The organism is Siminovitchia fordii DSM 16014 = CIP 108821 (assembly GCF_000374565.1).
GTDB lineage: Bacteria > Bacillota > Bacilli > Bacillales > Bacillaceae_C > Siminovitchia > Siminovitchia fordii.
Genome location: NZ_KB894698.1, coordinates 1 through 16252 on the forward strand (window position 1 = coordinate 1; position 16252 = coordinate 16252).

Annotated in this window: 15 protein-coding genes; 14 read left to right on the plus strand and 1 reads right to left on the minus strand. The window is 42.9% G+C overall.

Annotation, left to right across the window (positions count from 1 at the left end; translation table 11 throughout):
• Nucleotides 1-213 precede the first annotated feature (213 nt).
• From C509_RS0116280 to C509_RS0116335, 11 genes are all read left to right on the plus strand, one after another.
• Nucleotides 214-1407, plus strand: a complete 1194-nt coding sequence (locus tag C509_RS0116280; RefSeq protein WP_018707997.1) for a M24 family metallopeptidase — start codon at nt 214-216, stop codon at nt 1405-1407.
• An 11-nt stretch (nt 1408-1418) separates the two neighbouring features.
• Nucleotides 1419-2426 (plus strand): cyclodeaminase, encoded by a 1008-nt coding sequence (locus C509_RS0116285; RefSeq protein WP_018707998.1) that lies wholly within the window; start codon nt 1419-1421, stop codon nt 2424-2426.
• A gap of 24 nt (nt 2427-2450) precedes the next feature.
• Nucleotides 2451-3656 carry a M20 metallopeptidase family protein gene (locus tag C509_RS0116290; RefSeq protein WP_018707999.1) on the plus strand — a complete coding sequence of 402 codons (1206 nt, stop codon included), beginning with the start codon at nt 2451-2453 and terminating at the stop codon, nt 3654-3656.
• Nucleotides 3657-3692: 36 nt separating this feature from the next.
• The gene (locus C509_RS0116295; RefSeq protein WP_033370278.1) at nt 3693-5153 is read left to right on the plus strand and encodes an aldehyde dehydrogenase family protein; all 1461 of its coding nucleotides are present in this window, start codon (nt 3693-3695) and stop codon (nt 5151-5153) included.
• 221 nt (nt 5154-5374) lie between these two features.
• Entirely contained in the window at nt 5375-6925 is a 1551-nt protein-coding gene (locus C509_RS0116300) for a BCCT family transporter (protein ID WP_018708001.1), read from the plus strand.
• Nucleotides 6926-6951: 26 nt separating this feature from the next.
• The gene (locus C509_RS0116305) at nt 6952-8289 is read left to right on the plus strand and encodes an aminotransferase family protein (RefSeq protein WP_018708002.1); all 1338 of its coding nucleotides are present in this window, start codon (nt 6952-6954) and stop codon (nt 8287-8289) included.
• 408 nt (nt 8290-8697) lie between these two features.
• Nucleotides 8698-8973, plus strand: a complete 276-nt coding sequence (locus C509_RS27060; protein WP_245542492.1) for a sulfurtransferase TusA family protein — start codon at nt 8698-8700, stop codon at nt 8971-8973.
• A gap of 20 nt (nt 8974-8993) precedes the next feature.
• Nucleotides 8994-9353 carry a DsrE family protein gene (locus C509_RS0116320; RefSeq protein WP_018708005.1) on the plus strand — a complete coding sequence of 120 codons (360 nt, stop codon included), beginning with the start codon at nt 8994-8996 and terminating at the stop codon, nt 9351-9353.
• Between the two features lie 11 nt (nt 9354-9364).
• On the plus strand, nt 9365-10087 hold the full coding sequence (locus C509_RS0116325; RefSeq protein WP_018708006.1) for a sulfurtransferase TusA family protein: 723 nt from the start codon (nt 9365-9367) through the stop codon (nt 10085-10087).
• A 19-nt stretch (nt 10088-10106) separates the two neighbouring features.
• The gene (locus C509_RS0116330; RefSeq protein ID WP_018708007.1) at nt 10107-10427 is read left to right on the plus strand and encodes a uroporphyrinogen decarboxylase/cobalamine-independent methonine synthase family protein; all 321 of its coding nucleotides are present in this window, start codon (nt 10107-10109) and stop codon (nt 10425-10427) included.
• A 29-nt stretch (nt 10428-10456) separates the two neighbouring features.
• Nucleotides 10457-11620 (plus strand): MerR family transcriptional regulator, encoded by a 1164-nt coding sequence (locus tag C509_RS0116335; protein ID WP_245542493.1) that lies wholly within the window; start codon nt 10457-10459, stop codon nt 11618-11620.
• A gap of 101 nt (nt 11621-11721) precedes the next feature.
• Here C509_RS0116335 and C509_RS0116340 read toward each other — a convergent pair whose 3' ends face one another.
• Nucleotides 11722-12420, minus strand: coding sequence for a response regulator transcription factor (locus C509_RS0116340; protein WP_018708009.1), 699 nt, complete (start codon nt 12418-12420; stop codon nt 11722-11724).
• A 177-nt stretch (nt 12421-12597) separates the two neighbouring features.
• Here C509_RS0116340 and C509_RS0116345 point away from each other — a divergent pair, with 177 nt between their 5' ends.
• From C509_RS0116345 to C509_RS0116355, 3 genes are all read left to right on the plus strand, one after another.
• The gene (locus C509_RS0116345) at nt 12598-14223 is read left to right on the plus strand and encodes a flavin-containing monooxygenase (RefSeq protein WP_018708010.1); all 1626 of its coding nucleotides are present in this window, start codon (nt 12598-12600) and stop codon (nt 14221-14223) included.
• 36 nt (nt 14224-14259) lie between these two features.
• Nucleotides 14260-14994: an SDR family NAD(P)-dependent oxidoreductase gene (locus tag C509_RS0116350; protein ID WP_018708011.1), complete on the plus strand. Its 735-nt coding sequence runs from the start codon at nt 14260-14262 to the stop codon at nt 14992-14994.
• A gap of 102 nt (nt 14995-15096) precedes the next feature.
• Nucleotides 15097-15924 carry an alpha/beta hydrolase gene (locus C509_RS0116355; protein ID WP_018708012.1) on the plus strand — a complete coding sequence of 276 codons (828 nt, stop codon included), beginning with the start codon at nt 15097-15099 and terminating at the stop codon, nt 15922-15924.
• The last annotated feature ends 328 nt before the right edge of the window (nt 15925-16252 follow it).

The following is a 16252-nucleotide window of genomic DNA, read 5'->3' on the forward strand; positions in this document are numbered from 1 at the left end:
TAAGTCAACATCGCTCCACTGCGTTCCGCGTGTTTCCTTTATCTCGTCGAAGCCACTCCAGTCTGTACGTCGCTAAACGTCGCCCTCCGCTTTTCTTTTCCAATCTGTATAAAAGCGTATAATTTATTTTCATACACATTTGACGATGTTTTTACAATTTTTATTTAATATAATGAATTTAAAATTGTAAGCACTTGCAAAGGGGGATTTTATATGTTGCCATTCAGCTATGAAGAATATCAGCACAGGCTGGAACAGACGAAGAAAAAAATGTTGGAAAAAGGTATCGAAGTATTGCTCATCACGAACCCAGCAAATATGAACTATTTATCCGGGTATAACGGCTGGTCATTTTATGTTGACCAACTGCTTGTAGTCATTATTGACGAAGAGCAGCCGATCTGGATTGGCAGACATATGGATGCCAACGGCGCAAGAGCTACGACTTGGCTGTTTGATGAACGCATCATCCCTTATCCGGAAACCTATGTACATTCCGACAAACATCCTATGGAATTCGTAGCGGATATATTAAATCAGATTGGACAATCAAACCGCAGAATCGGGCTTGAAATGGAATCTTACTATTTTTCGGCCCTTGCTTATGAAAAGCTGAAGCAAAGTCTTCCGAATGCGGTGTTTACAGATGCTAGTTTGCTAGTTAACTATGTCCGGCTAGTTAAGTCGGACCAGGAGATTGAATATATCAAGCGGGCTGCAAAAATTGTTGAAAAAGGAATGGACGCAGCTGTTCAAAATATCGCAGCAGGTGTCCGCGAATGTGATGTAGTCGCAGAAATCTATAAAAACCTGGTTTCCGGAACTCCGGAATTCGGAGGCGATTATCCATCAATCGTTCCGATGCTTCCATCAGGAGAAAATACTTCAACACCGCATTTAACATGGACAGACAGACAGTATAAATACGGAGAGATGGTCATCATCGAACTGGCAGGCTGTCACCAGCGTTATCATTCGCCGCTGGCAAGAACGGTTTCGATCGGCCAGCCGAGTGAAGAAGCCTATAATGTTTCTCAGATTGTAGTTGAAGGTCTGAACACGGCACTTGAAGCGGTTAAACCAGGTGTCACCTGCGAAGAAGTTGAACTTGCCTGGTATAACGTCATTAAAAAATATGGGATCGAAAAGGAATCCCGCCTTGGCTATTCAATGGGATTGAACTATCCACCTGATTGGGGCGAGCATACCGCAAGTATCAGACGCGGAGATCTTACAGTATTGGAGCCAAACATGACTTTTCATATGATTCCTGGTCTTTGGTTTGATGACTATGGAATCGAGATAAGCGAGTCGTTCCGGGTGACGGAAAACGGATGCGAGGTACTCGCCGATTACAGAAGAGAGTTAATCATAAAGGAAGATTTGGATTTAACTATTATTAGCTAGGTGGTGGGGAAATGCGTATTTTTACTGAATCAGAGATTAAACAAATGATCCAGCTTGAAGAAAAAATTCTGCCTGTCATTGAAGATGCTTTTACACAGTTGGCCGTAAAGGATGTCATCATGCCCCCAATTATGCGGGTGGATGTAAAAGAGAGTAACGGGGAAGTCGATGTTAAAACCGCGTACATTCCGGGAAAAGATATGTTTGCCTTGAAAGTTTCATCCGGCTTCTTTAATAATTACAAGCTTGGCCTGCCAAGTGCAAACGGACTGATGATGCTGATAAGCACAGTCACCGGTGAACCAAAAGCATTACTGCTGGATAATGGCTACTTGACAGAGGTCAGGACTGCCGCAGCAGGAGCGATTGCCGCAAAGCATATCGCAAAAAAGGATGTTCAAACAGTAGGGATCATCGGGACAGGAGCACAGGCGCGCTACCAGTTGAAGGCGTTGAACTTGGTCCGCGATTTTGAAAAAGTGTTGGTTTACGGGCGCTCTCTTGAAAACGCGAAACAGCTGCAAGCAGATATGGAGGATATTCTGGATGCTGATATCCAAATTGCTGAAGATGTGGAAACGGTTGTCCGCAACAGTGACATTGTTGTAACAACAACACCTGCCACAGAGCCCCTGATCAAAGCGGATTGGCTGCACCCTGGTCTCCATATCACGGCGATGGGCTCGGATGCAGAGGAAAAGCAGGAACTCGAAGCGGATGTTTTAAAGAAAGCTGACAGGTTCGTCTGTGATACGAAGGCGCAATGTGCAAGGCTTGGCGAGCTCCATCACTCGATTGATCAAGGATTTATTTCAGAAGATGCCTCAATTATAGAATTGGGTGAAGTGACTTCAGGAAAAACAGAAGGAAGACTGAGCGACGAGGAAATTACTGTATGTGATTTGACAGGGACTGGTGTCCAAGATACAGCCATCGCCCTTCTGGCATTCAAGCTTTTAACAGAAAAAGAAGGCATTGGATTACAGATTGATAACAAAAAGTCTCTTCACTTCACATGAACAGCGGTAGACGGGGGTTAAACCATGATCACGGATAAACAGACAATCATTGAAGAAGTTCGGGCGATTTCACATCAACTGTGCGAGTGGCGCCGTCATCTTCATCAATACCCTGAATTGAGTTTTCAAGAATATGAAACTGGCCGGTTTGTCAGCAGCAAGTTAAATGAATTTGGAAATATCTCTGTTCAGACAAACGTTGCCAAAACGGGTGTCGTCGGTACGCTTTCATCAGGAAGCGGACCGACGATTGCCATCCGTGCCGACATGGATGCCTTGCCTATCTTGGAGCAGAACACCCACTCTTATCGATCGAAAAGGGACGGAGTGATGCATGCTTGCGGTCATGATGCCCATACGGCAATCTTACTCGGCATCGCCAAAATTTTTTCCGATAGATGTAAAGAAGGGAAAATGTCCGGCACAATCAAGTTTTTATTCCAGCCTGCTGAAGAGGATCCTGATGATGAGGGGTTATCAGGTGCACCCAGGATGATTCAGGAAGGAATCCTTGACGATGTCGAAACGGTAGTCGCCCTTCATGTCTGCCCTTGGCATCCTGTCGGCGTAATCCAGGTCAATGACGGCTACAGCATGGCCAATGTCGATGTTTTTCATGCGAAAATCATCGGATCAGGCGGACACGGCGGCTATCCGCATCTGACAAAAGATCCGATTTGGATGCTTGGCTCTGTTTTACAGGCGTTCTATGGATTGGTCTCAAGAAGGATATCACCGCTTGATACAGCAGCGGCAAGCATCGGGAAAATCAATACTGGAACGGCCAGCAACATTATTCCGGAGGAAGTGTCCATTACAGGAACTCTTCGAACCTACTCTCCGGAAGCAAGAGAGCAGCTGATCAAAGAAGTTGAAAACGTTTTTAAAATAACAGAATCCTTCGGTGGCAGCTATACCTTCAATGTTGAAAGAGGGGAACCTGCATTAAAAAATGATCCGGCTGTCAATGCATTATTGGTCCAAACAGCGAGGGACCTGTATCCGGAAATACAAGTGGAAAGGGAACCTTTCGGAATGGGAGGGGAAGATTTCGGCTATATGACGCAAAAAATACCAGGGGCCATGTTTTTCCTAGGCTGCTCGCTTGAAGACGGAAAGAACCGGGATCTTCATACAAATATTTTTGATATCGATGAACGCTGCTTGGAGATGGGAGTATCCATATTGGCGGAAACGGCCGACCGTTTGCTTGCAGGAAAAGGTCTATAAGAAATTCAGGGTCATACAATCATCTGGAAAGGCGTGATGAATTTGTCTACAAAAGTAAGGGGAAGAGAAATGTATCTGGCCGGAAAGTGGGTGGGGAGCGACCGGACGACAGATGTTCTCAACCCCCAGGATAACTCGTTGATTACTACTGTTCCCGCAGCCACTGCAGAGGATATGCTATTTGCGATAGAGGAAGCGAAAAAAGGGGCGGAAATTGCTGCAAACATGCCGGTTCACCTTAGAATGGGCATCATCAATAAAGCAGCAGATTACATTAAAGAAAGAAGCGAAGCATATGCAGTGACCATCTCGCAGGAAGGCAGCAAGACGATAAAGGAAGCAAGGAACGAGGTAAAACGCTGTATTCAGACGCTAAGATTGAGCGCGGAAGAAGCAAGACGGATCAATGGAGAAACAATCCCGTTCGACCAATCTGAAAGCGGCGAAAACCGGGTCGGTTACTTTTACCGTTTCCCAATTGGCATCATCGGTGCGATTACGCCATTCAATGATCCGCTGAACCTGGTTGCCCATAAAATTGGTCCGGCTATTGCATCGGGGAATGCGATCATCGTCAAGCCGGCGACAATGACCCCCTTAAGTGCCCTTCTCCTGGCAAAGGCGTTTGACCATGCAGGACTTCCTGAGAAAATACTATCTGTCGTAACGGGGAGCGGCAGGGACGTTGGTGATGTCCTTGTAACTCATCCGGACGTCAGGATGATATCTTTTACCGGTGGTCTGGAGACTGGTGAAAGCATTGCACGTAAAGCCGGTTTGAAAAAACTGAGCATGGAGCTTGGATCTAATTCTCCAGCTATTGTTTTAAAAGATGCCAATATCAAGGAAGCTGTTGATGCATGTGTATCCGGTGCTTATTCCGCAGCAGGACAAAACTGCATTGGCGTCCAAAGGATTTTCATTGAAGAAGAAGTCTATGCAGATTTCAAATCTTCTTTCTTGCAAAAGACGGCTTTATACAAATTTGGGGACAAGAGCTTGGAAACAACTGACATGGGTCCTTTAATCAATGAAAAAGAAGCCATCAGAATTGAAACGTGGGTAAATGAAGCAGTGGATATGGGGGCAGAACTTTTAATCGGAGGAAAAAGGGACGGTGCGTTTTATACTCCGACTGTATTGGAAAATGTACCGGAAAGCGCAATGATTGCCAAAGAAGAAATTTTTGGGCCAGTTGTTTTGTTATACCCCGTTACTGATATAGAAGAGGCAATTGAAAGATCAAATGATGTTAACTTTGGACTTCACGCAGGAATTTTTACGAAGGATATTGAAAAGGCATTTTCTGCCATTCATCAGCTCAATGTTGGGGGCATCATGATCAATGACAGCGGCGATTACCGGATTGACGGCATGCCGTTTGGCGGGGTCAAAGGCTCAGGGCTAGGTAGAGAGGGCGTCAAATTTGCCATACAGGATATGACCGAACCAAAGGTGGTCAGTTTTAAACTTCAGAATGTCGGAACCCAGCTATAGATTATAACTTCATTCAGCAGAAGTCTCCCACTTCTGTAATTGTTGAGATGAACGCATATTGGTACTCCATTTCAGTGGGGGGTCAAACACCGGCTGAATAAAGTTAAAGCCTCCGGCGGATGCCACAGATTTTCAGAGGAAATTTATCGAGTGGAGCTCGAGAAAAATCTGGGCGCAAATACGCCAAGGCGCATTTGATACTAATAAGTGGGGAGCATCTTATGAAGAAAAAAACGAAGCCGAGTTTTATGAATAGTACCTTTTGGATTTCAGCCATCATCGTATTTTTAGCCGTACTGTGGGGTGCGGTAGATCCTGCTGGCTTGTCGAATGCGGCAAATGCTGCATATGAATTTACAACGAATACTTTTGGATGGTTTTACCTGTTAGCCGTATTGTTTATTGTCGTATTTCTCATTGGATTGGCTCTTAGTAAATATGGCAGCTTGAAGCTTGGAAAAGATGATGAAAAGCCGAAGTACTCCTTCTACACATGGATCGGCATGCTGTTCAGCACCGGATTTGGTGCAGGACTTGTTTTTTGGGGAGTTGCCGAGCCGATGAGCCATTTTGTCAACAGTCCGCTGGCATTGGAGGGAAAGTCCCCTGAAGCGGCAAGGGTCGCCATGCAGTATTCATTTTTCAACTGGGGTATACATCAATGGTCCGTATTCACCATTGTCGGGTTAGTGTTGGCCTATTTCCAGTTCAGGAAAGGTGAGAAAGCGGAAATTAGTACGACATTGAACCCGTTGATCGGGAGAAGAGGTAAAAACGGAATTCGTAAAACAATCAATGTACTGGCTGTCATTGCAACGGTGATGGGGGTTGCTACTTCACTGGGCATGGGGATTCTGCAAATCAACGGCGGGCTGGACTATTTATTTTCAATCCCGCAAAATACCCCGAGTCTCCTGATCATCACCGCAATTTTACTGGTCATGTACCTTACTTCAGCGGTCACTGGGCTTGATAGAGGAATCAAAATTTTAAGCATTTTAAACCTAAGTATGGCATTGGGATTGGTTGTTATCGTCCTGCTATTGGGACCGACTAGATTTATACTTGAAAGCTTTACTTTAGGTATCGGCGACTATATCCAGAATTTTTTCGGCATGAGCTTGGCATTGTCGCCCTACCAAGGAAGTACTTGGACGAAGGAATGGACGATCGCCTATTGGGCATGGGTCATTGCCTGGTCTCCATTTGTCGGTGCATTCATCGCAAGGATTTCGCAGGGAAGAACAATCCGGGAATTTATCTTCGGCGTATTGATCGTCCCTCCATTGATAGCTACTATGTGGATCGGAGTTTTTGGAGGCACTGCAATTCATATGGATCTTTTCCAAGGTGGCAATATTGCGGATGCCGTTCAAACTGACGTGACAAGTGCCTTGTTCGCCACATTCGGTAACTTCCCGATGAGTACTGCTCTTTCAATTGTATTTATTTTGTTGATTGTCACATTCTTGGTTACTTCGGCAGACTCGGCTACCTTTATTCTAGGAATGATGACATCAAATGGTGATATGAATCCATCGACTTTGGTTAAAGTGATCTGGGGTGTTCTTATGGCCGCTATCGTTGCTGTGCTCATCATCAGCAGCGGATTGCAAGGGCTGCAGACGGCGTCGCTTGTCACAGCGCTTCCATTTACTGTTATATTGCTACTTATTACCTATTCGCTGATCAAAACAATCAAAGAGGATCACAAACCGAAAATCACATCGGAATCAGTGCCAGAGTTTGTAAGAAAAAGAAAGGCTCAATAAAATTAAAAAACTAGGAGGAATGTAATATGGCTATGCAAATAAGGAACGATGCACAAGTGAAATTCGAGGAACTTTCTACTCTTGATAAAAAGCACTTTTTACATCCGTCAACTTCCATCAAACAGCATATGGAAAACGGACCTGGATTTATTTTTACAGAAGGTGAAGGGATTTATTTAAAAGATGTCAGAGGCAGAAAACTGATTGACAGCTTATCTTCCCTTTGGAATGTAAATATCGGTCATGGCAGATCGGAACTGGGCCATGCGGCGGCAGAGCAAATGTCAAAGCTGGCATTCAGTTCAACATTCGCTGGGAACAGTCACGAACCGGTTATCGAACTGGCTCAGAAAGTGGCTGAATGGGCACCTGGTGATTTAAACACAACGTTCTTTACGTCCGGCGGCTCTGAATCAAATGATACGGCTTTTAAAACGGTCCGCCATTATTGGAAAGTGAAAGGCCAGCCGAATAAAACCAAAATTATTTCCCGTAGCCTCTCTTATCATGGCGTAGCAATGGGAGCGACAAGCGCAACAGGAATCGAGCCATTCAGGGAGTTCACTACGTCTTTGGCGCAAGGCTTCCTATATGTAGATTCGACAATTGAATCGCTAAAAGCATTGATTGAAAAAGAGGGCGCAGAGAACATAGCTGCATTTATTTCCGAGCCAATTCAAGGATCCGGAGGAGTTAATCCACCGTCAGAGGGCTATTTCCAGGAAGTCCGCAAAATCTGTGACGAGAACGATATTCTGTTCATCGCTGACGAGGTTATTTGCGGATTCGGAAGAACGGGCAAGAACTTTGGTATGGATCTATTTGGAGTCGTTCCAGACATCATCTGTATGGCTAAAGGAATTTCCAGTGGCTATGCTCCAATTGGTGGAATGGTCATTTCTGACAAAATCAAAAATGAGTTGATGGAAAACTATGAGGGTAACTTCTGGCATGGCTACACATATAGCGGTCATCCGATGTGCTGTGCTGTTGCGCTTAAAAACCTGGAAATCATCGAAAATGAGAACATGGTCGAAAATGTCCGCTACATGGGAGAAGAGCTTCAAAAAGGTCTAAAGTATCTTGAAGAGACGCATGCATTCATGGGTAACCGCAGGGGAGTCGGCCTGCTTGGTGCCATTGAGTTCTTCAAAAATGTAGAAACGAAAGAAAGATATGCGGAGGCGATTTCTGCAAAAGTGGTAGCCAAAGCCCTTGACCGTGGCCTGCTGGGCAGAAGTATTGTGTATGGGGGCCAAGATACATTGGCATTCGCACCACCGTTCTGCATTACACAAGAAGAAATTGGAACTATGATTTCCATTATTGACGATTCTATTGTTGAAGTGAAAAAAGAGCTGTAAAGTTTCTGTTTTTTATGAACTGCACCCTATTAGGAGGTGCAGTTTTTTAGCTTGAATTCTTTTGCAACACAAAAGATGGAGGTTGTAGCGGGAAACTTTATTATGGAGAATTTTTTTGAGGAAATCAATCGAGTACGATAACAGAAATATATTTCAATACCATTGGGTGGATTTCTTAGGAGACAGGCCCATTTCTTCTTTTTCGTTCGAAGGATCTCTGGTCTCCTTAATAATAGGTGTCCGCATTCATGTATCCCTGTCTACATTTCAGCTTTCTGAGTCAATAACTATCAAAATATTATAAATAAAACTTATATTTTAAATAAACTTATGTTATTATGTATATATTCGAAATATTTGTTGAAAGGTGGGCAGTCAGTTGGAGTTGGCAGCTAAAAACTGAACCTTTTGAAGCATACATATTGGCGGGGTGAAAAGTTGGTTCAAAATTCCTTAAAAGCAGATGTTGTTTATGATGCGGGCCCTACGGGTTGTGGAGAATTGATCATGAATCTATTTATGAAAATGAATAAAATGAATAAGAATCAAGTGATAGAGGTCAAATCCTACGACTTGGGTGCAAGGGAAGATATCCCGGCATGGTGCCGCTTGCAGGGGCATACGTTATTGAAGCGGGTGGATCAAGGGAAAGAAAGTGTATATTACATTCGGAATAATACATAAATTTCAAGGGGGAAATATACATGGGGAAAATTGCAGTCAGTATTACTTGTGCTAAAAATGATACGGATAAAGCAACTGTTGGATTTGTTGTAGCAAACGCTTCTGTTGCATCAGGACAAGAAACGGTCGTTTTTCTAACTGTTGATGGCGTCTATCTGAGTGAAGAGGGATATACAAATGATATCCATGAAGAAGGTTTCGCTCCATTAAAAGAACTAATGAGTCAATACCTGGAAGCAGGAGGACAACTGTGGGTTTGCAGCCCATGTTTTAAAAAACGCGGGTTGGATGAGGAGAAACTGGTAAATGGAGCAAAAATAGTCGGTGGTGCAAAGCTTATTGAATTCCTTTCTCAAGGTGCTGCCTGTATCACTTATTAGGGGGAATAAGAATGAAGGAAATTCCGGCGGTTGCAGCAACTTGCGATGGAGGAGACTTGGACTGTGGTTCAGGTCTTCTCCTTATTATTAAGAAACATATCGATGGTATCCAAAATGGGGAAGTATTAGAGGTCCGGAGTCGGGAGCGGACTGTTGCAGAAGATTTGCCAGCCTGGTGCAGAATGGTTAAACATGAATATCTTGATTCCAGGAAAAATGAAGAGGATGTGAGTTACTTTATCAGAAAAGGCGGAACAGAAAGCAGCCTTCAGGAAGACTTTGAAGCAGCTCGAAATTACCAATGGAGCGTACGCGTTCAAGCGAAAGAAGGATTGACGGCCAATGTCCACAGTCGAAATCATACGTTTAAAGCAGGCCAGCCGGCTGATTTTTCAGCTGCTGTGGATGCACCCAGTGCGGTCGATTATTTGTTGGGTTCTCTTGGGACTTGTCTTGTTGTAGGTTACAAACAGCATGCATCTCGCAGAGGCTTAACTATAGATGCTTTGGAGTGTAGTGTAAAAGGAAGGATCGACAATGTCCTTTATCATATGCAGCTTGAAGATGAAGGAAGTCCAATGCTTATAGAGATAAGCGGTACGTTTTATGTAAGTTCACCGGAAGAAGCAAATTTGCTGGAAGAAGCTTGGGAATTGACTTTGGAACGATCTCCAATTTTTCAAACATTATCCCGAACCGTACATATTGATATTAGATTTGCACCAGTTTTTTAGGAAGAAGGAGGGGCAGGAAATGGAGCTACCGTTGTTTCCTACTACAGTTGTTGGAAGCTGGCCTAGGTCCAAGGAGATATTACATGGACTTCGCGACAAAAAGGCTGGCAGAATAAATGAGAGCGAATTTAATAAAATTGCCGACAAGGCGGTAATCGATTGTTTGAGATTGCAGGAAGAAGTTGATCTTGACATTGTATCAGACGGAGAGCAGCGACGGGACAATTTTATCTCTTTTGTAGCTGGAAAATTAGATAATCGTAGTCGCGGATTCGGGTTTTATTCGTCGTTCCAACATCTATTAAAATTGCTTGGCTTTTCGCAAAAACCTTTCATGTAACGATTGATACGGTTCGTCATTATATAGAGATGGGCTTGTTAATTCCGACGAAGAAAGGGTCCCATTATTATTTCGACTCAACTTGCACGGATGATATGGAATTGATCGTCAAGTTAAAACGGCTGCAATTTACTTTGCAGGAAATTCATAAAGTTATATCTTTGAAGCGTTTGACCCATTTCGTTGATATCCAGGAAATAGATTTTTATTTGAAAGTGTTGATTGAAAAGAAGCAGGAACTTCTCAGGGAAAGGGAAAAATTAAACAAGTCCCTCCAGTTGCTGGATGAAAAAATCGAATCGATTCATCAGAAGAATGTTTCAACAGAAGAAACCGGCGTCCCGTTGATATTTTTACCGATGTTTTACTGCCCGCATTGCCAAGAAGCTCTTCATGTCACAGATGCTTTTATTAAAGAGCAGTATGTATTAAAGGGGGCTTTCCGCTGCTCCTGCGGATATGAAGCAGCAATCAGGGATGGGATTATTATCACGCCGAACCTTTCTACTTCGCCCCAGAACGAACATTATATATATGATCAGCAAATGATTAAAGAGATCACTCCAAGCTTCATCAGTCTGCTTGAGAAAGCTAATCAGTGGATTTATAAACGGATGCAACGGAAACACTTTTCAAATAAGGTAATACTCGAAACAAACATAGAAACATATGTTTTTCCACCGAAGTTGCTATATACACTATGTCCTGATGCCCTCTATGTTTTTTGTGGAAATACGGTGGAGATGCTTAGGAAATTGAAGAGAAAAATAGAGCATTTCAACCCAAAACTGAATGTGATATATATTGTGAACAGCCAGTTGGACTTGCCCTTTAAGTACCAGTCAATCGACGTTGTCCTGGATGTCTTATCTTTTAATGATTATTCGCTGTTTAACAATGCTCTTCCTCTGAAGAAACTAACCCCGTATTTTAAGCAGGCAACTGCGATTTTCGGTTATAGCATTTATTATGAAAAGCAATCCCGTTCCTATAAAAGGTTGCAGGAGCTCTATCCCAATGGACACGTAGAGAATCTTCAATTCAGTTTTCTTGAAAGTAATCTTGCATGTAGCGGGTTTTTTCTGAAGGAAAAGGAAAATATCGGAAATACAGAAAACCCTGGAGAATATATTGATTACCACTATGAAAATGAAAAGCTGCATTGTGTGGCATACACTGCGGAGAGTAAATGATGTTAAACCTCTTTTCCAACTGGGGAAGGAGGTATTTTTATGGGAATTGTACAATTAAATGTATTTAAAAGCAGAAAATTCCGGTAATTCCCCCTGAAAAATTATGAAATGACTCCATTTATGAATAGTTTAGCGACTGCATGTGAACGGTTTTTGGCACCAAGTTTTTTAATGGCTGTTTTAACGTATTGATTGACAGTTAATTCGCTAATGTCCATTAAGTATGCCATTTCCTTTGTACTTTCTCCTGCAGCAATCCGTTTCATTACTTCTAATTCTCTTCTGCTTAAGATTTGAGTGCCTGCATCTTCGTTTGAACTGTTAATTAATACTTTCCCTACTAGTTTCCCATAGAGGGTAAAAGAAGAAAGCAGGTGATCGTCAATGAGGGTGTTTTCTTCAAATTCTGAACTGCATATATAGCCAAAGACAACGGTGCCATAATAGATTGGGACAACAACGAGGGTATTGAAGTCGGAAGAAATGGAATATTTACTGCTCATTTTTTTCAAGTACTCAAGCCCAGTGCAATATTTTGCTTTCTTTTCACTAATGGCGGAATAAATAATGGGGAAGTTCCGAATATCATCCCGGATTTGCCCTATATGTACACCGCCTTCTGAGTTAAGGAAAATCAGTCCTTCTGCAAGATAGCCAAGTGGCGAATATCTTAACAAATACCCATTTTCCACAGGGAAAATATCTATATAGAGTTCTAGAATGTTAAAAAGATGCTGTTCATGACTTGAGGCAGACTCTAAATTTTGTATGGATTGTTGAATGGTATAGTGTGAGATCACTGAATCATCCCCTTTTTAAGGTATATAATATCTTAAAAATAGGCAATGTTCAAACATTTTGAAAATATGTATTATTTAGATAAGCGTATTATCTAGTAAGAGGAATCGTGGGAAAAGACAAACGGTTTTTAAGAAACTTTGTTCCTTCATTATCTTAATTAGGGAGGTAGTAAAAAGATGTCAACTACTCTTGTGGAAGATTTGGATGCAGTTGTCATTGGAGCCGGCTTTTCTGGATTATATATGCTCCATCGTTTGCGGGAGTCAGGTTTCTCAACCCGAGTGTATGAAGCTGGGGATGGAGTAGGCGGGGTCTGGTATTGGAACCGTTATCCAGGAGCACGTTGTGATGTAGAAAGTATTTATTATAATTATACCTTCTCTGAAGAGCTCTATAAAAAATGGACTTGGACTTCCAGATACCCTGAACAGCCTGAAATTTTAAGGTATCTTAATTTTGTAGCAGATACATTTGATTTGCGTAAGGACATTCAGTTTAATACCCGAATAACCGCAGCACATTATGACGAGACAAAGAATAGATGGGATATTCAGATAAATGATGGTACATGCGTTTCGGCAAAGTATTTAATATCAGGAGTAGGATGTTTGTCCGCTGCCAATGTTCCTGATTTTAAAGGCTTAGATTGTTTTGAGGGAGAATGGTATCATACCGGACACTGGCCGCAGAAAAAAGTCGATTTTAAAGGGAAGCGGGTTGGCGTCATTGGTACCGGATCAAGCGGGGTCCAGGCAATTCCTGTAATTGCGAAAGAAGCGGACCACCTTACTGTTTTTCAGAGAACCCCACAGTATACAATGCCTGCAAGAAACCGTCGCTATGACCCAAAGTTTATTAAGGAAACAAAAGCAAATTTTAAAAAAATCAAGGAGATCATGCGCAACTCTCCAACTGGAAACGGTATTCAACTTCGACCTATTTCTGCACTGTCCGATTCACCGGAAGAGCGTCAACAGGTATATGAGAAAGCTTGGGAGGAAGGAGGCTATGCACTGACGTCCGCCTATTACGACCTTATTATCAATGAAGATGCCAATAAAACGGCGGCCGATTTTATCCGTTCGAAAATCAAGGAGACGGTACATGACCCTGAAGTAGCGGAAAAGCTGTTACCTGACTACTATTTTGGGACGAAGCGTCCAATCTTGGATACGGATTATTACGAGACATACAACCGGGATAACGTTACCTTAGTAGATATCAAGAAAGTTCCAATTGAAGAAATCACTCCAAAGGGGCTTAGAACAACGGAAGCGGAATACGAATTAGATATTATCATCTTCGCCACCGGTTATGATGGCATGACCGGCCCACTATTCAAGATTGATATTCGCGGAAGGGAAGGCGTATCTTTGAAGGAAAAATGGGAAGATGGCTCTAGAGTAAGGACATATCTTGGCCTCGCAACCGCAGGCTTTCCGAACTTCTTGATGATTACAGGTCCTGAAAGTCCATCCGTATTGGTTAATATGCCGTCAGCCATTGAGCAGCATGTGGAGTGGATTGCCGATTGTATGGAATATCATCGAAAGTATGGTGTAGAAACAATGGAGCCTACCGCAAAGGCAGAAGAGGCTTGGAGCAAACATTGCCGGGAAGTAGCCGACAACACACTATATGTGAAAACAGATTCCTGGTATACCGGTGCGAATATCGAAGGCAAACCCCGTAGCTTCCTTATTTACCTTGCCGGGTTTGATGTATATAAGCAGAGATGCGATGAAGTGGTATCTGATGGATACAGCGGATTTACCTTATCCCCTATGCAGGTAATGAATTAGTAGATAGATAGTCTAAATTCAGAATGGAGGAATTCAATGACTATGAAAAATAAAGTTGCGGTCATAACTGGTGCCGGGAGCGGTATCGGCCGATCCGTTAGCTTCAAATTGGCAGAGCAAGGAATGCGTGTGGTGGTTGTTGACCTTGATCATAAACGGGGTGAAGAGACTCTTGCTTTTGTAAAAGAAAAGGGTGGAGAAGGCATTTTTATCAAAGCGGATGTTTCGAAAAATGGGGATCTTGAAAAGTATGTTTCCACTGTAAGGGAGAAATATGGCAGAATCGATGTATTTGTCAATAATGCAGCCATCCTTAATCAACCAGCTCTATTGGCGGACCATAGTGAGGAAATGTTTGATCAAATCATAGCGGTTAATTTGAAAGGTGCATTTCTGGGACTGAAACATGTATTAAATGTGATGGAAAAGCAGAAATCAGGAGTGATTATAAATTCAGCCTCAACAGGGGGGATTCATAGTACGCCATATTTAAGCGTTTATGCTGCGGCCAAACATGGAATTGTCGGTCTTACAAAAACGTCCGCCGTTGAATATGGACCGCTGGGGATAAGGATAAATGCTATTTGTCCAGGCGGTGTCATCACTAATATGACGAAACACCTGGATATGAGTGACTCCGAACAAAACGGGCCGCTTGGAAGACCTGCAAACCCGGAGGAGATAGCGAATGTGGTCAGTTTTCTCGCTTCAGATGAAGCCAGTTATATGAACGGATCCATAGTCACCATTGATGGAGGTTTAACGGCATAGTTTGCTGCAGAAAGAAAACTATTCGGAACAATGGCCTAACCTATTGCAAAATAATTTGAAGGCACATACATCTTTTAAAAAATAAACTGGAGGAGATTAAGAATGAAAAATAGAATTGATCCCGAATTACAAGAGACACTCGATTTTTTCCCACCCCTTGATTTAGATAATATTGAAGCGACTAGGAAGATGATGGCTGAAATGTCGCAAGCTATAGGAATCCCGATGGATCCGTCTGTTCAAATTTCTACGAGAATGGTTCCTGGTCTGGATGATAACCCTTCTGTTCGGGTACGGATTTATGAACCGAAAGAAAAAAGCGGAATCTTGCCTGGGCTTTTATGGATCCATGGGGGCGGCTATGTTATGGGAGACCCGGAAGGTGATGACGTTTTGTGTCAGCGATATGTCACTGAAGCAAATTGTGTTGTTGTCTCCGTCGATTATCGCTTAGCGCCGGAACATCCGTATCCGGCAGGACTTGAGGACTGCTATGCTGCACTCAATTGGTTTTCTGAACGTGCATCCCAATTAGGAGTCGATTCTTCTAGAATTGGAGTGGCGGGGGCAAGCGCAGGAGGCGGATTAACAGCAGCCCTATCATTACTAGCCAGAGATAGAAAAGGTCCCGAATTATGCTTTCAAATGCCATTGTACCCAATGATAGACGATCGGAATAATACGCCTTCAAGTTTAGAAATAACAGGGAATATGATCTGGAATCATGATTTGAATCAAAAAGGATGGTCCATGTACTTAAATGGTAAAAATGGAACAGAACATGTATCTCAGTATGCCTCCCCAGCCAGGGCAACTGATTTAACAGGTTTGCCATATACCTATACATGCGTCGGACAATTAGATCCCTTCCGTGACGAAATACTGGATCACCCAAAATGGGATATTCTTATGCAAGAAACCTTGGCGTAGTTGGCAGGGAGACATCGCAAATACATAGGGAGCCATTAGCATGTTACTGAATGGATTTGAACTACTTAAACTATGCAATCGCAGGACACACATAATAACCGCGCCAATGCAAGCGCGGCTGAAAGAAATGTATTGAACATCCGATATTGCTGACAAGAATCATTTTGAACCCAACCTAAATTTACAGATCTGGTTTCTTATTAAATGACTTACTCGAAGAAACATTTCCGGACCTGTTAACTTTCTTTTCAACCCCCTCAAACCCGTGATAACACCCTGGATATAGGTGGAACTCAACATCCACCCCAGCGCGGCAAAGGCGCGTTAC